This window comes from Brenneria tiliae (genome assembly GCF_023347575.1).
In the GTDB taxonomy this organism is placed as follows: Bacteria; Pseudomonadota; Gammaproteobacteria; order Enterobacterales; family Enterobacteriaceae; genus Brenneria; species Brenneria corticis.
Genome location: NZ_JAKPCB010000082.1, coordinates 1 through 15,588, shown reverse-complemented (window position 1 = coordinate 15,588; position 15,588 = coordinate 1). Strand labels below are relative to the sequence as shown.

Sequence of the window (15,588 nt, the reverse complement as noted above, 5' to 3'; positions counted from 1 at the left end):
GCAGTATAATAATACAGTGAGGAGTTTATAATGGATGTTACTGCAAAATATGAGCTGATCGGATTAATGGCTTATCCCATCAGACACAGTCTGTCTCCCGAAATGCAGAATAAAGCGCTGGAAAAAGTCGGCTTGCCTTATACCTATATGGCTTTCGAGGTCGACAACACCACTTTTGGCAAGGCGATTGAGGGGCTTAAGGCCTTAAAAATGCGCGGTACCGGCGTTTCCATGCCTAACAAGCAGCTGGCTTGTAAATATGTGGATGAATTAACCCCCGCGGCCAAATTGGTTGGCGCCATTAATACCATTGTAAACGACAATGATTACCTCAGAGGATACAACACCGACGGAACCGGACATATTCGGGCCATTAAAGAAACCGGTTTTGATATTGTCGGTAAAAAAATGGTGCTGGTGGGCGCCGGCGGGGCATCTACCGCCATCGGCGCGCAGGCGGCTATCGAAGGCATCAGGGAAATCATGCTGTTTAACCGCCGCGATGAGTTCTACGAAGAGGCGCTCGCCTTTGCGAAACGGGTTAACGACAATACGGATTGTACGGTAACGGTTACCGATCTGGCCGACCAGAAAGCGTTCGCCCGGGCGATTGCCGATGCCGATATCCTGACCAACGGCACCAAGGTGGGGATGAAGCCGCTGGAAAATGAATGCGTCGTCAGCGACAAATCGATGCTGCGCCCTGATTTGCTGGTCTCCGAATGCGTCTACAACCCCCATATCACCAAGCTATTGCAAATGGCGACGGAGGTCGGCTGTAAAACGGTCGATGGCTATGGGATGTTGTTATGGCAGGGCGCGGAACAGTTCAAGCTGTGGACCGGGAAAGATTTTCCGCTGGAATATATTAAAAAGGTTATGGGGTTCAACGCATAATTATCGGTTACGGATTATGTTACGTCTCTTATCGCCAAAGAATAGAACGGCGGATGCGTGGTTTATATTTATGGCTGCAAGGCATTAATGGAAGGGAAAAGAATGAAAACCGTAACAGTGAAAAACGTGGTGATAGGCGAGGGCGCGCCCAAAATTATCGTCTCATTGATGGGAAAAGATGTGTCGGCGGTGAAGTCGGAAGCGCAATATTACCGCGATTTCGACTTCGATATTCTGGAGTGGCGTAGCGATCATTTTGCCGATGTGGCGAATATCGACAGCGTGATTGACGCGGCGCGCCAGCTCGGCGGCATCATTCCCCACCGGCCGATCCTCTTTACCTTCCGCAGCGCCAAGGAGGGAGGGGAGAAAGAGATATCGTCCGATGATTATATTTCCCTGAATCAAAAGCTGATTGATAGCGGCCTGGTAGACATGATCGACCTGGAGCTTTTTACCGGCGATCAAGCCGTCGGCGCGACCATAGCCCATGCCCATGCCCGCGGGGTGAAAGTCGTTGTCTCCAATCATGATTTCCATAAAACTCCGCCTAAAGACGAGATCGTCGGCCGTTTGCGCAAAATGCAGCAGCTGGGGGCCGATATTCCGAAAATCGCCCTGATGCCGCAAAACAAAAACGATGTTCTGACGCTGCTGGCCGCCACGCTGGAAATGTATGAGAAATATGCCGACCGCCCCATTATTACCATGTCTATGGCGCAGTCGGGCATTATTTCACGCTTATCGGGTGAAGTATTCGGGTCGGCGGCAACGTTCGGCGCGTTGAAAAAAGCATCGGCTCCCGGGCAGATAGCGATTAAAGATTTGAGGGCCGTTTTAAATATATTACATCAATCATAAAACCGCGTTTATTTAAACCTTAAAACAGGAATCCGTCCGGGTTCCTGAATAAACAGCCATACCCGTTGGCATTCAAGCGGCAGGTGTGTTGGCTTGCCGCATCTGAAAAGTTATCGGGTATATTCGGTCATGATTAGGAGTACCTATGAAATTGGAAAAGCCGCAAAGAGTAAATGGCAGGGTCCCGGTATTATCTGCCGCCGAGGCGGTCAACTATATTCCGGATGAAGCGACGCTTTGCGTATTAGGCGCAGGCGGGGGAATTCTTGAAGCGACCACGTTAATTACCGCCTTGGCCGAACGCTATAAAACCAGCCAGTCGCCGCGTAACCTTGCCTTAATCAGCCCGACGGGGTTGGGGGATCGGGCGGAAAGAGGCATTAGCCCGCTGGCGCAGGAAGGACTGGTCAAATGGGCGCTGTGCGGTCATTGGGGTCAATCGCCGCGTATTTCCGACCTGGCCGAACAGAACAAGATTAGCGCCTACAACTATCCGCAAGGCATTTTGACCCAGGCCATCCGCGCCTCGGCCGCTCACCAGCCCGGTATTTTAAGCAATATCGGCATCGGCACTTTCGTCGACCCGCGGCAGCAGGGCGGGAAACTCAATGAAGTGACCAGGGAAGATCTGATCAAACTGGTGGAAATCGATAAGCAGGAATACCTCTTCTATAAGGCCATCGCGCCGAACGTCGCCTTTATCCGCGCCACGACCTGCGATAGCGAAGGCTATGCCTCTTTTGAAGATGAGGTGATGTATCTGGACGCCCTGGTTATCGCCCAGGCGGTGCATAACCAGGGCGGCATTGTGATGATGCAGGTGCAGAAGATGGTCAAAAAGGCCACGCTGCATCCCAAATCGGTGAGAATTCCCGGCTATCTGGTGGATATCGTCGTCGTCGATCCGACGCAAACGCAGCTTTACGGCGGCGCGCCGGTTAACCGCTTTATTTCCGGCGACTTCGTGCTGGATGACAGCACGCAAATGGCTATTCCGCTCAATCAGCGCAAGCTGGTGGCGCGGCGGGCCCTGTTTGAGATGCGCAAAGGCGCGGTGGGTAACGTCGGGGTCGGCATCGCGGACGGCATCGGCCTGGTCGCCAGAGAAGAGGGCTGCGCCGACGACTTCGTCCTGACGGTGGAGACCGGCCCTATCGGCGGCATCACCACCCAGGGCGTCGCCTTTGGCGCCAACGTCAATACGCGCGCCATTCTGGACATGACCTCGCAGTTCGACTTCTATCACGGCGGAGGGCTGGACGTCTGCTATTTGAGTTTTGCCGAAGTGGACAGCCAGGGTAATGTCGGCGTGCATAAATTCAACGGCAAAATTATGGGGACGGGCGGCTTTATCGATATTAGCGCCACCTCGAAGAAAATCATCTTTTGCGGAACCTTAACCGCGGGCAGTTTAAAAACCGACGTCGGCGAAGGGAAACTGAAAATAGTCCAGGAGGGCAGGGTCAAGAAATTTATAAAACAAATACCGGAGGTCACCTTCAGCGGAAAAATCGCCCTGGAGCGCGGACTGGATGTGCGTTACATCACCGAACGCGCGGTATTCACCTTAAAACCGGATGGCCTGCATTTGATTGAAATTGCCCCCGGCGTCGACCTGGACAGAGATATATTAGCGCAAATGGACTTCCAGCCGATTATATCCGCTGACCTGAAGTTAATGGATGAAAGAATGTTTTTCGACCGGGCCATGGGATTTGTTTTACCTGAAGGTAACTAACAACAGGAGTACAGAATATGAACTTTGGTTTAACCGAAGAGCAAGAGTTGCTGCTGGCCAGTATTCGGGAACTCATTACCAATGAATTCCCCGAAGAATATTTCAGAACCTGCGACCAGACGGGCACCTATCCCAAAGAATTTATGAAGGCGCTATCCGACAACGGTATTTCCCTGTTGGGCGTGCCGGAGGAATATAACGGCATTCCCGCCGACTATGTCACGCAAATGCTGGCGCTGATGGAGGTGTCAAAATGCGGCGCTCCCGCATTTCTGATCACCAACGGGCAGTGTATTCACAGTATGCTGCGGTTCGGTTCGCCGGAACAGCTGCGGAAAACGGCGGAAAGCACCCTGGCCACCGGCGATCCCGCCTATGCGCTGGCTCTCACCGAACCCGGCGCCGGTTCGGACAACAATAGCGCCACCACCACCTACACGCGCAAGAACGGCAAAGTGTATTTGAACGGCCAGAAGACCTTTATCACCGGGGCGAAAGAGTACCCCTATATGCTGGTGCTGGCGCGGGATCCCGCGCCGCAGGACCCGAAAAAGGCGTTTACCCTGTGGTGGGTGGAATCGAATCGTCCGGGCATCAAAATCAATCCGCTGCGCAAGATTGGCTGGCATATGCTGAGCACCTGCGAAGTCTACCTGGACAATGTCGAGGTGGAGGAGAGCGACAGGGTCGGTGAAGAAGGCATGGGCTTCCTGAATGTGATGTACAACTTTGAAATGGAACGCCTGATTAACGCCGCGCGCAGCACCGGTTTCGCCGAGTGCGCGTTTGAAGACGCCGCCCGCTATGCCAACCAGCGCATTCAGTTCGGCAAGCCCATCGGCCATAATCAGATGATTCAGGAAAAGCTGGCGCTGATGGCCATCAAAACCGAAAACATGCGCAATATGGTGTTGAAGGTGGCCTGGCAGGCGGATATGCGGCAGTCGTTGAGAACCAGCGCCGCGCTGTGCAAATTGTATTGCGCCCGCACCGCGCTTGAAGTGATTGATGACGCGATCCAAATCATGGGCGGGCTGGGATATACCGATGATGCCCGCGTTTCCCGATTCTGGCGCGACGTGCGCTGTGAACGAATCGGCGGCGGCACCGATGAGATTATGATCTATATCGCCGGGCGCCAGATTTTGAAGGATTATCAAAATAAGTAGTTATCATCGGCAATCAGTTCACGCCGGGTTGGGTGAACTGATTGCGTTGTATCGCGGCATTATAGTTAAATCAATACTTCCGGCTTCCGGTCAAATTCCGCGCTATATTCCAGCCCGTTCAGATCGCTTTTAAACTGTTTCCGGTATTCCGAGGGGGAGCAGCCGACATGGCGAATAAATAATTTAGTGAAGTGATCGACGTTATCATATCCGACGCGGAAAGATATTTCGTTCAGGCATAATTCCGTATTGGTTAACGCAAATTTGGCTTCGGTGATTCGACGTTTAATAACATAGTTGATGGGCGAAATATGATATTCTTTGGTAAATTCATGACAGATATAACTCACGCTGGCGCGGAATTTTTTCGCCAGGTGTTCCAGAGTAATTCTTTCCCGGTAATTATTGTTTAAATAAACCAGAATATCTTTAACCAAAGCGTCTTTGATTATCTGCCCGGAGTCGGAGCGATACGCGCTTTTGAAGTTCTCGTAAAACATCACCGTCAGCACATAGCCAAAAGCATCATAAACCGACGATGAGATACCGTTCTTTTGTTGGGGGAAGGTAATGCTGATTTCTTGAAAAATACTGGTTATCACCTCTTTATTTTTGAGCGCCGATACCACCGGACAACAGTTTGGCTGCATGAGGCGATTTTCTTCCAGTCCGTTAATCTTGAAGCCATAAACCGCACAGGTATAGGTGGTGGCGGGCGATGCGGCGTCAGACGCCACGGCGTGCAGGCTGCCGCGCTCAATGACCACGATATCGCCTTCTCTGGCGACGTAGTTCGATGAGTCGATGGTCAGTTTGACCACACCTTTTTTTACGTAGATCAGTTCGGTTTCGGCTTCATGTACATGATGACCGGATTCCCAGTTGGGGTCGTCGCTAATGACGAATCTGGAGAGTTTAGGGGTTCGTCCGTTTTCAAAAATGGCGTCCGCTTTATCGTCAAACCAGCGCTGATACATGACTACCTCCACATTTAGGTGTAAGCCAATTATTAGGGGTGCGATATAGCAACCGATGACAATATATAGCACGAAAGCAGCGCCGCCAAACAAGATTGTTTGTATGCCATGCAAGATAGTACGTCAACCTGAAAGCAGCATAAAACGCCAGAACGTTACCGCGCGGAAGCCTTTTATTTTCTCTATTTCAGGCCATGAATTGACTCATAACATACAAAATAGATACATCGAATTTACAATGCAAAGTTGATTTTTTCTTTTGTCGATCTCGCTAAAGATTTTTTTCGAGTATTTATGATGTGTATCACATCCTGATATTCCCATGCCTCTTTGAGTGTTAATTTCATGTTTAACGTCATGCTGTTTCTTACCAATTATCCGCACGAAGAGAATAAAAATAAATGATTAGGCCGGGTTAATCATCAGCCTGTTTTTTTGCAAGATAGTTGGTAACTAAAACATATTATCATGTCGTTTTTTCTGCGCCGCAGTATCACTATATCACCATACGATTTTGTATATCCCTCTGAGATAAATGGGGTTTGTCGTGACGAAATCTTCATTCTGTTTCGGAAGCCTTCACTGCTATCCCAGATATCCGTTATTGCCGATAGGAGAGATCATGAAAGTAATAACCTGCTTCAAGCTGGTTCCCGAAGAGCAAGACATTGTGGTTACCGCACAGCGCACGCTCAATTTTGAGCGCGCCGATGCCAAAATCAGCCAGTTCGATCTGAATGCCATTGAAGCGGCCGTGCAGTTGGCCGGCGATGGCGACCAGGTCGTCGCGCTCAGCGCCGGCGGTAAGTTTTTGGACAACACCAAGGTGCGTAAAGACGTACTGTCGCGCGGCCCGCAGGAACTCTATCTGGTTCAGGACGAAAAGCTGGAACACGCGCTGCCTTATGACACGGCGCGGGCGCTGGCCGCCGCCGCCCGCAAGATCGGCTTCGATCTGCTGCTGTTCGGCGAAGGCTCCGGCGACCTGTACGCCCAGCAGGTCGGGCTGCTGGTGGGCGAGCTGCTGCAGCTTCCCACCGTCAATGCCGTCAGCAATATCCAGTTGGTCGATAACCGCGTCCTGGTTGAACGCACCCTGGAAGATGAAGTGGAAGTGCTGGAATTGACGCTTCCGGCCGCGCTCTGCGTCACTTCGGATATCAATGTGCCGAAAATTCCCTCCATGAAGGCCATCCTCGGCGCGGGCAAAAAACCGGTCACGCACTGGCAGGGCGGCGATATCGACTGGTCGCCGGCGGCGCCCCATACCGAACTGACCCAAATCCACGTACCGCCGCAGGCGGAACGTAAACACGTCATCATCGAAGGTGATTCGCCGGAAGCGGTTGCTGAATTGGCGGAACACCTGAAAAAAGCGCTGAACTAACCCGCAACGGAGAAAAACAATCATGAGTAAATTAGCCAACGTATGGGTATTCAGCGACAACCCCGCTCGCTACGCCGAATTGTTGAGCGGCGCCCGGCAGTGGGGCGAACGCGTCGACGTACTGCTGCCCACGGCCGACGCCGTGCCGTCCGTTCTGCCGCTGGGGGCGGATGCGCTCTACGTGCTGGATGAGAAGTCGGCCCTGCAGCGGGTGGAAAACTATGCGGAAACCCTGGTTTCCCTTATCGAGAAACCCGCGGCTCAGCAGCGGCCCGCCACGCTTATCCTGCTGGCGGCGACCAAACGCGGCAAAGCGCTGGCCGCCAGACTGGGCGTATTGCTTGATGCGGCGGTGGTCAACGACGTTACGTCGTTCAGCGTCGACGATGACGGCACCTATGCCGAACACCGGATGTACGGCGGTCTGGCCTTCGGCCGGGAAAAAATCAATACCCCGATTGCCGTCGTCACGCTGGCTCCCGGCGCTGTCGAGCCCGCCCCGGCCGATTCCGCTCACCCCAGCCCCGTCCGCCAGGTGGATTATGTCGCGCCGCGGCAGGAGATCCTGTGCAAGGAGCGCCGCAGCAAATCGTTGAGCAGCGTGGATCTGAGCAAAGCCAAACGCGTGGTGGGCGTGGGACGCGGTCTGGCGGCGCAGGACGACCTGCGCATGGTGCAGGAGCTGGCAAGCGTTCTGGGGGCGGAAGTGGGCTGTTCGCGGCCGATCGCCGAGGGCGAACACTGGATGGAGCGCGAGCGCTATATCGGCGTGTCCGGCGTATTGCTGAAATCCGATCTCTATCTGGCGCTGGGCATTTCCGGGCAGATCCAGCATATGGTCGGCGGCAACGGCGCCAAGATCATCGTCGCCGTCAATAAAGACAAGAACGCGCCGATCTTCCAGTACGCCGACTACGGCCTGGTGGGGGATATCTACAAGGTCGTGCCGGCCCTGATTGAACAGCTAAACCGCTAATAATAAACGGTCCGCCCCATAAAAACGGTAGCGGGCCGGGGAGCAAAAGCATGTCGGAAGAAAAATTCGATGCCATCGTGGTCGGGGCGGGCGTGGCGGGCTGCGTCGCCGGTTATATCATGGCGCAAGCCGGGCTGGAGGTGCTGGTCATCGAGCGCGGCAATTCCGCGGGCAGTAAGAATATGACCGGGGGGCGTCTTTACGCCCATAGCCTGGAAAAAATCATGCCCGGCTTTGCGCAGGAGGCGCCGGTCGAGCGCAAGGTCGCCAGGGAGAAAATCTCCTTTCTCACCGACGACAGCGCCGTCACGCTGGATTTCCATAGCCAGCAGCCGGATAGTCCGTCCCAAGCCTCCTACACCGTGCTGCGCAATCTGTTCGACCCCTGGCTGATGGAAAAAGCCGAGGCGGCGGGGGCGCAGTTTATTCCCGGCGTCCGGGTGGATGCGCTGCTGCGGGAAGGCAACAGGGTTACCGGCGTACAGGCCGGCGACGATGCGCTGGAAGCCAGCGTGGTTATTCTGGCCGACGGCGTTAACTCGCTGCTCGGCCGCTCTATCGGCATGGTGCCGCCGCCGTCGCCCCATCACTACGCCGTGGGCGTCAAAGAGCTGATCTCGCTGCCGTCGTCGCAGATAGAAGACCGCTTTAACCTCTCCGCCGGCGAAGGGGCGGCCTGGCTGTTCGCCGGCGCGCCGTCGAACGGCCTGATGGGGGGCGGTTTCCTCTACACCAATCGGGATACGCTGTCGCTAGGGCTGGTCTGCGGCTTGGGCGATATGGCGCGCGCCAGCAAAAGCGTCCCGCAGATGATGGAGGATTTTAAACGCCATCCCGCCATCCGCCCGTTGATTGCGGGCGGCGAACTGCTGGAGTATTCCGCGCATATGGTACCGGAAGGCGGCCTGGCGATGGTGCCGCCGCTGGCGGACGACGGGGTGATGATCGTCGGCGACGCGGCGGGGATGTGCCTGAATCTGGGCTATACCGTGCGCGGTATGGATCTGGCCGTCGCCTCGGCGGAAGCGGCCGCGTTGACCGCCATTGAGGCGAAAAACCAGCAGGATTTCTCCGCCGGCGGGCTGGCGGGATACCGCAAAAAGCTGGAGCAGAGCTTTGTGCTGCGCGATATGCATCACTACCGCAAGCTGCCGGCGCTGATGGAAACCCCCCGCCTGTTCGACCAATACCCGCGCATGGCCGCCGACATCATGCGCGATATGTTCATTATCGACGGCAGCCCCGCTAAACCCCTGAGGACAAAAATAGTGAAACGGGCCAGACAGGTGGGGCTGATGAATCTGCTGAAAGACGGCATTAAAGGGGCGGGCGCGCTATGAACGACGACAAAACGGTAAATGTGGATGTGAAACTGGGGGTCGATAAATTCCGCGTGGATGAAAGCAACCCGCACATCGTACTGGTTGATAACCCGGATGCGGAACAGTTCCGCCTGTTGGTGCACGCCTGTCCCGCCGGCCTGTATAAACAGGACGCCGAAGGCAATATCCATTTTGACTACGCGGGGTGCCTAGAGTGCGGCACCTGCCGGGTGCTGTGCGGCGATACCATCCTGGAGAAGTGGGAATATCCGCAGGGCACCTTCGGTATCGAGTTCCGTTTCGGCTAACCCCTGCTAACGGGGAAATCTGGCGGCCGACGGCGCCCTTGGGTTAGGCGATATGTCGGCTATTAACGATAAACGGCACTGCACGGTTGTTATTGATAACCGGGATAACGCGAATGACTGTCACGATAAAATTTAACGCGGCGCGCAGGGAATATTACCGACAACAGGGTTTCTGGGGAGACGCGTCGCTCGCCGACTATTGGCATCAGTCGGTTAAGGTCGCCCCGCAAAAGATCGCCGTCCTCGACAATCAGGGGGCGTCATATACCTATGCGCAACTGGATCGCGCGGCGGGAAGCGTGGCCGCCTACCTGCTGGACGCGGGCATCCGGCCCGGCGACCGGGTGGCTTTTCAGCTTCCCGGCTGGTGCGAATTCACCATTATCTATCTGGCCTGCCTGAAAACCGGGGCGGTTTCGGTTCCGCTGCTGCCCGCTTACCGCGAGACGGAACTTATCTGGACGCTTAACAAGAGCCAGGCCCGCGTCCTGTTCGCCCCGACCCTGTTCAAGAACGCCAGTCCGCTGGAGCGGGTCGCCCCGCTGCGTTCTCAACTGCCGCACCTACAGCGGGTGGTGGCCGTCGATAAGCTGGCGCCCGCCGCCTCGACGCCGGCGCTCAGCCAGCTGCTGCAAGACTATTCCCCGCTGGAAAATCCCGTCAGGACGCACGGCGACGACCTGGCCGCGGTGCTGTTCACCTCCGGTACGGAAGGGGTGCCCAAGGGCGTTATGCTCACCCATAACAATATTCTCGCCAGCGAGCGCGCCTACTGCGCGACGCTGAACCTGAGCTGGCTGGACACCATATTGATGCCCGCGCCGCTGGCTCATGCCACCGGTTTTCTGCACGGCGTCACCGCGCCCTTTATCATCGGCGCGCGCAGCGTGCTGCTGGATATTTTTAATCCGTCGGAGTGCCTGACGTTTCTGGAGCGGGAAAAATGCACCTGCGTGATGGGGGCCACCCCTTTTGTCTACGACCTGCTGTGTTGCGTGCAGCAGCGCCGCTACGACCTCTCTTCACTGCGCTTCTTCCTGTGCGGCGGCACCACCATCCCGAAAAAAATCAGCCGCGACTGTTTACAGGCCGGCATAAAGTTATTGAGCGTTTACGGCGCGACGGAAAGTTCGCCCCATGCGGTGGTTAAGCTCGACGATCCGCTCTCCCGGGTGATCAATACCGACGGCACCGCCGCCCCCGGGGTGGAAATCAAGATCGTCGACAAGGCGCGCCAAACGGTGCCCCGGGGCGTAGAGGGGGAAGAGGCGTCCCGCGGTCCCAACGTGTTTATGGGATATCTGGACGAACCCGAACTGACCGCCCGCGCGCTGGATCAGGATGGCTGGTACTACAGCGGCGATCTCTGCCGCATGGATGAGGACGGCTACATCAAAATCACCGGCCGGAAAAAGGATATCATCGTGCGCGGCGGCGAGAATATCAGCAGCCGGGAAGTGGAGGAGATTCTGCTGCAGCATCCGCGCGTGCGCGACGCGGGGGTGGTCGCCATGCCGGACGCGCGTTTGGGAGAGCGTTCCTGCGCCTATCTGGTCCTGAAAGCGCCTTACCGGACGCTGACGCTGGAAGAGGTGGTCGCTTTCTTCAGCCGCAAACGGGTCGCCAAATACAAATACCCGGAACGGGTGGTTATCGTCGACTCGCTGCCGCGCACGGCATCGGGAAAAATCAAAAAGTATCTGCTGCGCCGGGACATCATCCAGCGGCTGGCGCTGCGCGTCGAGGAAGATGATATCTGTCTCGACGCGCCGGCGTCATCGCCGCCTTGCCGCTGACGCCGGCGTTGGCGCTTTACAGCGAAAAGCGGTCGGCGTCGCGCCATGCCGGGAAAGCTTCGCGGTAGCTTTGCAGGGCCTCCAGCGACAGCTCCGCATCCAGCCGGGCGGCCTGATTCGGCGGCGCGGAAGTCAGGATTTCCCCCTGCGCGTTGACGATCAGGCTGTCGCCGCGATAGCTGTGGCCGTTGCCGTCGGTGCCCACGCGGTTACAGCCGGCAACGTACGCCTGATTCTCTATCGCCCGCGCCGCCAGCAATGTCTGCCAGTGCGCCGCGCGCGGCGCCGGCCAGTTGGCCACATACAGCAGCAGATCGTAATCCTGCCGGTTGCGCGACCACACCGGGAAGCGCAGGTCATAACAAATCAGCGGGCAAATCCGCCAGCCGCGCCACTCGATAACGGTCCGCTCCGCGCCCGCCTGATAGTGATGGTGCTCATCGGCCATACGAAACAGGTGGCGTTTGTCATAATGGTAAACGTCGCCGTGGGGCGAGACCAGCAGGAAGCGGTTTACCGCGCCTTTGGGCGTCCGTAACGCAATGCTGCCGCCGATCAGCGCGTTATTGCGTTGCGCCCACTGATGCAGCCACTTTTCCACCACCGGCTGCTCAACGCCGCTCTTCGCCGCCTCCATCGAAAAACCGCTGGTAAACATCTCCGGCAGCACGATCACATCGCGGCCGGTAATATCCGCCAGCAGCGTATCAAAGTGCTTCAGGTTGGCCTCGGCGTCCTGCCAGGTCAGGGGTTGTTGCAATAGGGTGATTTTTAAAGTCGACATAAGCGCTCCGCCGCCGCATCCAGAGTGGGTTCCTGTTTCGCAAAGCATAGCCGAATCAGCGTGTGCCGGAACGGCTCGGCGCAGAATACCGACAGCGGGATCGCCGCCACGCCCACGTCTTCGGTCAGCCAGCGGCAGAAGCTGACGTCATCCCGATCGGAAATGGCGCGGTAATCCGCCAGCAGGAAGTAGGTGCCTTCGCAGGGCAACAGCTCAAACCGGCTCGGCGCCAGCGCATTGACGAAACGATCGCGGCGGGCGCGGTAAAAGTCGGGCAGGGTGCGCCAGTGTTCGGGGTGCTCGCGCAGCATATCCGCAATGGCGAACTGGGCCGGCGTATTGACGGAGAAGGTCAGAAACTGATGGATTTTGCGTACTTCGGCGCTCAGCGCGGCGGGGGCCACGCAGTAGCCGACTTTCCAGCCGGTCATATGAAAGGTTTTGCCGAATGAGGAAACGGCGATGGCCCGCTGACGCAGCGACGGATGCGCCAGCACGCTGGCGTGTCCCTCTTCGGTGAAGCAAATATGCTCATACACTTCGTCGCTCAGCACGTAGATTTCGTGCGCGGCGATGGCCTGCCACAGCTGTTGAAAATCCTCTCGCCGCCATACGGTGCCGGAAGGGTTGTGCGGCGTGTTGAGGATCACCAGGCGGGTGCGTTCGCTGACCAGCGTGGAGAACTCGGCCCAGTCGACGTGAAAGGCCGGGGGCTGCAACGCCAGGCGTTTCAGTACGCCGCCGGCCAGCTCCACCGCCGGGGCGTAGCTGTCGTAGCTGGGATCGAAACAGATGACTTCATCGCCGGGACGAACCAGGGCGGTGATGGCGGCAAACAGCGCCTCGGTGGCGCCGGCGGTGACGGTGACTTCGCTATCGGCGTCCGGCCGCCAGCCGTAAAGCTCGGCGGTTTTCTCGGCGATGACGGCGCGCAGCGGGGCGACGCCGGTCATTGGCGCATACTGATTGGCGCCCTGACTGACGTGGTACGCCAGGCGCTGCTGTAAATAGTCGGGACCGTCGAAGTCGGGGAATCCCTGCGATAGATTGATGGCCTTATGCTGCAGAGCCAGCATGCTCATCTGGGTAAAAATGGTAGTGCCGAGGGAAGGCAGTTTACTTTCGGGAATAAGGGCGGCGCTCATGACTGGTAAGGACTCCTGCAAGCCTGTATTGTCTGCCAATATATCACGATGTTAGTATTTGGCAATCAAGCCGCTTGGACGTATAAACGGCTAAATTCCTTTAAGTGCTAACTCATAACTAAAGGTACTAAGTACCTACAAAACGGGAAGTATCAATGACAGAAAACCTGCAACGTGCGGCGCTGCTTGCCGCCTGTCACTGGATAGGGCAGAAGGGCTGGTGTCCGGCGACCGGCGGCAATATGTCGGTACGCCTGGATGAGCGGCAATGCCTGATTACCGAATCAGGCAAGGACAAAGGCAGCTTACAGGCGGAGGATTTCCTGCTGGTGGACATCGCCACCAACCATGTGCCCAGCGGGCGCACCCCTTCCGCGGAAACCGGGCTGCATACCCTGCTGTACCGCACTTACCCGCAGACGGGGGCGGTGCTGCATACTCACTCGGTCAATGCGACCGTGCTCTCCAGGGCGATCGCCGGCGCGGAGCTGGTGCTGCACGGCTATGAAATGCAGAAGTCGCTGGCGGGACAGAAAAGCCATCTGGATGCCGTGACGATCCCCATCTTCGATAACGATCAGGATATTGCGGCGCTGGCGCGGAAAGTGGCGGCCCGCGCGGAGCAAACGCCGCTGCGCTACGGCTTTCTGGTGCGCGGCCACGGCCTTTATTGCTGGGGCGACGGCGTGCAAGAGGCGCGACGCCATCTTGAAGGACTGGAGTTCCTGTTTCAGTGCGAACTGCAGCGTCTGCTGCTGGAGGCCAAATGAGCCACAACCGCGTGATTAAGGCGATAGTGACGGACATTGAAGGCACCACCAGCGATATCCGTTTTGTCCACGACCAACTGTTTCCCTATGCCCGCGAGCGGCTGGCGGCAACGGTGCGCCGGCAGGGCGACGATGGGGAAATTGCGCATGCATTGACGCTGCTGCGCCAGGAGCTGGACGCGCCGGAGGCGGACGACGAGGCGTTGATTTCGGCGTTGCACCGCTTTATGGAGCAGGACCGCAAATCAACGGCGCTCAAGCTGTTGCAGGGCATTATCTGGCGCAGCGGTTATCATAACGGCGATTTTCGCGGTCAGATTTACCCGGACGCGGCGCAACAGCTGGCTGACTGGCAGCGCCGGGGCATCCGGCTGTATGTCTATTCATCGGGATCGGTGGAGGCGCAGCAACTGCTGTTTGGCTACAGCGAAGCGGGCGATCTGCGCCCGCTGTTCAGCGATTATTTTGATACCCGCGTCGGCGCCAAGCGTGAAGCGGCGTCTTACCGCGCCATCGCCCAATCCATCGGTTTGCCCGCCGGAGAACTGCTGTTCCTGTCGGATATTCGTCAGGAGCTGGATGCCGCGCAGCAGGCCGGGTGGCACACCTGTCAGCTGATCCGCGGTGATGCTGATGATTTGAGCCGTCACCGCCAGGTGGCACGTTTTGACCAGATCGATGTAGAGGAGTATTCCCAATGAGCGCACTGACCATCTTTAGCGATAGCGACGCCGGCCAACCGATTTGGCAAAGCCAGGACGCGCAGGCCATCCGTCAGCAGTTGGACGATATCGGCGTGCGGTTTGAACGCTGGCAGGCGACGCAGCCGTTAAGCGCCAATCCCTCCTCCGAGGAGGTGCTGGCGGCCTATAAGCACGACATCGACCGGCTGGTGGCGGAAAAAGGCTACCAGTCGGTGGACGTCATCAGCATTCGGGCGGACAGTCCGCAGCGCGCGGAGCTGCGCGCCAAGTTTCTCTCCGAGCATACGCATAACGAGGATGAGGTGCGTTTCTTCGTTGAGGGCGCCGGCTTGTTCTGCCTGCATCTGCAAGGAAAGATTTTCCAGATCCTGTGCGAGAAAAACGACTTGCTCTCCGTTCCCGCCGGCACCGCGCACTGGTTTGATATGGGGCCGGAGCCGCATTTCACCGCCATCCGCCTGTTCGACAACCCGGAAGGCTGGATAGCGCATTTCACCGGCGACAAGATTGCCGATGCGTATCCGAAGCTGGCGGGCTGATCCCGCGCTGCTGCGCCGATAATGTTTGAAGCGCCAGTTTGACTGGCGCTTCAGAACATTGACAAAGCAAGCATTCGCAATACTGACCCCAAATCCGTCATTCCTTATACGTGCAGACCTTGTTGTCTGCATGTATTAAGATCCTCAGGGACGCCTGAGGGAGAGATAAACAGGCTGAGTCATTCCCGAGGCCTTCCGAGCCTGTTTCGCAGATA

15 protein-coding genes are annotated in these 15,588 nt (G+C 57.0%); 12 read left to right on the top strand and 3 right to left on the bottom strand.

Annotation, left to right across the window (positions count from 1 at the left end):
- The first annotated feature begins 30 nt into the window (after positions 1-30).
- From ydiB to MFP24_RS01160, 4 genes are all read left to right on the top strand, one after another.
- Complete coding sequence (gene ydiB, locus MFP24_RS01175; RefSeq protein WP_249228848.1) at positions 31-897, top strand: quinate/shikimate dehydrogenase; 867 nt, start codon at positions 31-33, stop codon at positions 895-897.
- Between the two features lie 102 nt (positions 898-999).
- Entirely contained in the window at positions 1,000-1,758 is a 759-nt protein-coding gene (gene aroD, locus MFP24_RS01170; protein WP_249228847.1) for a type I 3-dehydroquinate dehydratase, read from the top strand.
- A gap of 145 nt (positions 1,759-1,903) precedes the next feature.
- Positions 1,904-3,496, top strand: a complete 1,593-nt coding sequence (locus MFP24_RS01165) for an acyl CoA:acetate/3-ketoacid CoA transferase (RefSeq protein WP_249228846.1) — start codon at positions 1,904-1,906, stop codon at positions 3,494-3,496.
- 17 nt (positions 3,497-3,513) lie between these two features.
- Positions 3,514-4,665 carry an acyl-CoA dehydrogenase gene (locus MFP24_RS01160; RefSeq protein ID WP_249228845.1) on the top strand — a complete coding sequence of 384 codons (1,152 nt, stop codon included), beginning with the start codon at positions 3,514-3,516 and terminating at the stop codon, positions 4,663-4,665.
- A 65-nt stretch (positions 4,666-4,730) separates the two neighbouring features.
- Here MFP24_RS01160 and MFP24_RS01155 read toward each other — a convergent pair whose 3' ends face one another.
- Positions 4,731-5,642: an AraC family transcriptional regulator gene (locus tag MFP24_RS01155; RefSeq protein ID WP_249228875.1), complete on the bottom strand. Its 912-nt coding sequence runs from the start codon at positions 5,640-5,642 to the stop codon at positions 4,731-4,733.
- A 622-nt stretch (positions 5,643-6,264) separates the two neighbouring features.
- On the opposite strand from MFP24_RS01155, the gene MFP24_RS01150 reads away from it, so the two are divergent.
- From MFP24_RS01150 to fadK, 5 genes are all read left to right on the top strand, one after another.
- Positions 6,265-7,029, top strand: coding sequence for an electron transfer flavoprotein (locus MFP24_RS01150; protein WP_249228844.1), 765 nt, complete (start codon positions 6,265-6,267; stop codon positions 7,027-7,029).
- A gap of 22 nt (positions 7,030-7,051) precedes the next feature.
- The gene (locus tag MFP24_RS01145; RefSeq protein ID WP_249228843.1) at positions 7,052-8,005 is read left to right on the top strand and encodes an electron transfer flavoprotein subunit alpha; all 954 of its coding nucleotides are present in this window, start codon (positions 7,052-7,054) and stop codon (positions 8,003-8,005) included.
- Positions 8,006-8,055: 50 nt separating this feature from the next.
- The gene (locus tag MFP24_RS01140) at positions 8,056-9,345 is read left to right on the top strand and encodes an FAD-dependent oxidoreductase (RefSeq protein ID WP_249228842.1); all 1,290 of its coding nucleotides are present in this window, start codon (positions 8,056-8,058) and stop codon (positions 9,343-9,345) included.
- A complete protein-coding gene (locus MFP24_RS01135; RefSeq protein WP_249228841.1) occupies positions 9,342-9,635 on the top strand; it encodes a ferredoxin family protein in 294 nt (97 codons plus the stop codon). The genes MFP24_RS01140 and MFP24_RS01135 overlap by 4 nt, the downstream gene beginning before the upstream one ends.
- Positions 9,636-9,748: 113 nt before the next feature.
- Entirely contained in the window at positions 9,749-11,431 is a 1,683-nt protein-coding gene (gene fadK, locus MFP24_RS01130; RefSeq protein ID WP_249228840.1) for a medium-chain fatty-acid--CoA ligase, read from the top strand.
- 16 nt (positions 11,432-11,447) lie between these two features.
- Here fadK and MFP24_RS01125 read toward each other — a convergent pair whose 3' ends face one another.
- Complete coding sequence (locus MFP24_RS01125) at positions 11,448-12,215, bottom strand: amidohydrolase (RefSeq protein ID WP_249228839.1); 768 nt, start codon at positions 12,213-12,215, stop codon at positions 11,448-11,450.
- Complete coding sequence (locus tag MFP24_RS01120) at positions 12,203-13,360, bottom strand: pyridoxal phosphate-dependent aminotransferase (RefSeq protein ID WP_249228838.1); 1,158 nt, start codon at positions 13,358-13,360, stop codon at positions 12,203-12,205. Before MFP24_RS01120 ends, MFP24_RS01125 begins: the two co-directional genes overlap by 13 nt.
- Before the next feature lie 155 nt (positions 13,361-13,515).
- Between MFP24_RS01120 and MFP24_RS01115 the strand changes: the two genes are divergently transcribed.
- Genes MFP24_RS01115 through MFP24_RS01105 form a run of 3 tightly spaced genes read left to right on the top strand, consistent with a single transcriptional unit; the run spans position 13,516 to position 15,373 of the window.
- On the top strand, positions 13,516-14,130 hold the full coding sequence (locus MFP24_RS01115; RefSeq protein WP_136167610.1) for a methylthioribulose 1-phosphate dehydratase: 615 nt from the start codon (positions 13,516-13,518) through the stop codon (positions 14,128-14,130).
- Between the two features lie 11 nt (positions 14,131-14,141).
- Entirely contained in the window at positions 14,142-14,831 is a 690-nt protein-coding gene (mtnC, locus tag MFP24_RS01110; RefSeq protein WP_249228874.1) for an acireductone synthase, read from the top strand.
- Positions 14,828-15,373, top strand: a complete 546-nt coding sequence (locus MFP24_RS01105; RefSeq protein ID WP_249228837.1) for a 1,2-dihydroxy-3-keto-5-methylthiopentene dioxygenase — start codon at positions 14,828-14,830, stop codon at positions 15,371-15,373. Before mtnC ends, MFP24_RS01105 begins: the two co-directional genes overlap by 4 nt.
- Positions 15,374-15,588 lie beyond the last annotated feature (215 nt).

Coding starts and splice junctions, on each gene's coding strand:
- ydiB (WP_249228848.1), top strand. CDS start 31: ATGGATGTTACTGCAAAATATGAGCTGATCGGATTAATGGCTTATCCC.
- aroD (WP_249228847.1), top strand. CDS start 1,000: ATGAAAACCGTAACAGTGAAAAACGTGGTGATAGGCGAGGGCGCGCCC.
- MFP24_RS01165 (WP_249228846.1), top strand. CDS start 1,904: ATGAAATTGGAAAAGCCGCAAAGAGTAAATGGCAGGGTCCCGGTATTA.
- MFP24_RS01160 (WP_249228845.1), top strand. CDS start 3,514: ATGAACTTTGGTTTAACCGAAGAGCAAGAGTTGCTGCTGGCCAGTATT.
- MFP24_RS01155 (WP_249228875.1), bottom strand. CDS start 5,642: ATGTATCAGCGCTGGTTTGACGATAAAGCGGACGCCATTTTTGAAAAC.
- MFP24_RS01150 (WP_249228844.1), top strand. CDS start 6,265: ATGAAAGTAATAACCTGCTTCAAGCTGGTTCCCGAAGAGCAAGACATT.
- MFP24_RS01145 (WP_249228843.1), top strand. CDS start 7,052: ATGAGTAAATTAGCCAACGTATGGGTATTCAGCGACAACCCCGCTCGC.
- MFP24_RS01140 (WP_249228842.1), top strand. CDS start 8,056: ATGTCGGAAGAAAAATTCGATGCCATCGTGGTCGGGGCGGGCGTGGCG.
- MFP24_RS01135 (WP_249228841.1), top strand. CDS start 9,342: ATGAACGACGACAAAACGGTAAATGTGGATGTGAAACTGGGGGTCGAT.
- fadK (WP_249228840.1), top strand. CDS start 9,749: ATGACTGTCACGATAAAATTTAACGCGGCGCGCAGGGAATATTACCGA.
- MFP24_RS01125 (WP_249228839.1), bottom strand. CDS start 12,215: ATGTCGACTTTAAAAATCACCCTATTGCAACAACCCCTGACCTGGCAG.
- MFP24_RS01120 (WP_249228838.1), bottom strand. CDS start 13,360: ATGAGCGCCGCCCTTATTCCCGAAAGTAAACTGCCTTCCCTCGGCACT.
- MFP24_RS01115 (WP_136167610.1), top strand. CDS start 13,516: ATGACAGAAAACCTGCAACGTGCGGCGCTGCTTGCCGCCTGTCACTGG.
- MFP24_RS01105 (WP_249228837.1), top strand. CDS start 14,828: ATGAGCGCACTGACCATCTTTAGCGATAGCGACGCCGGCCAACCGATT.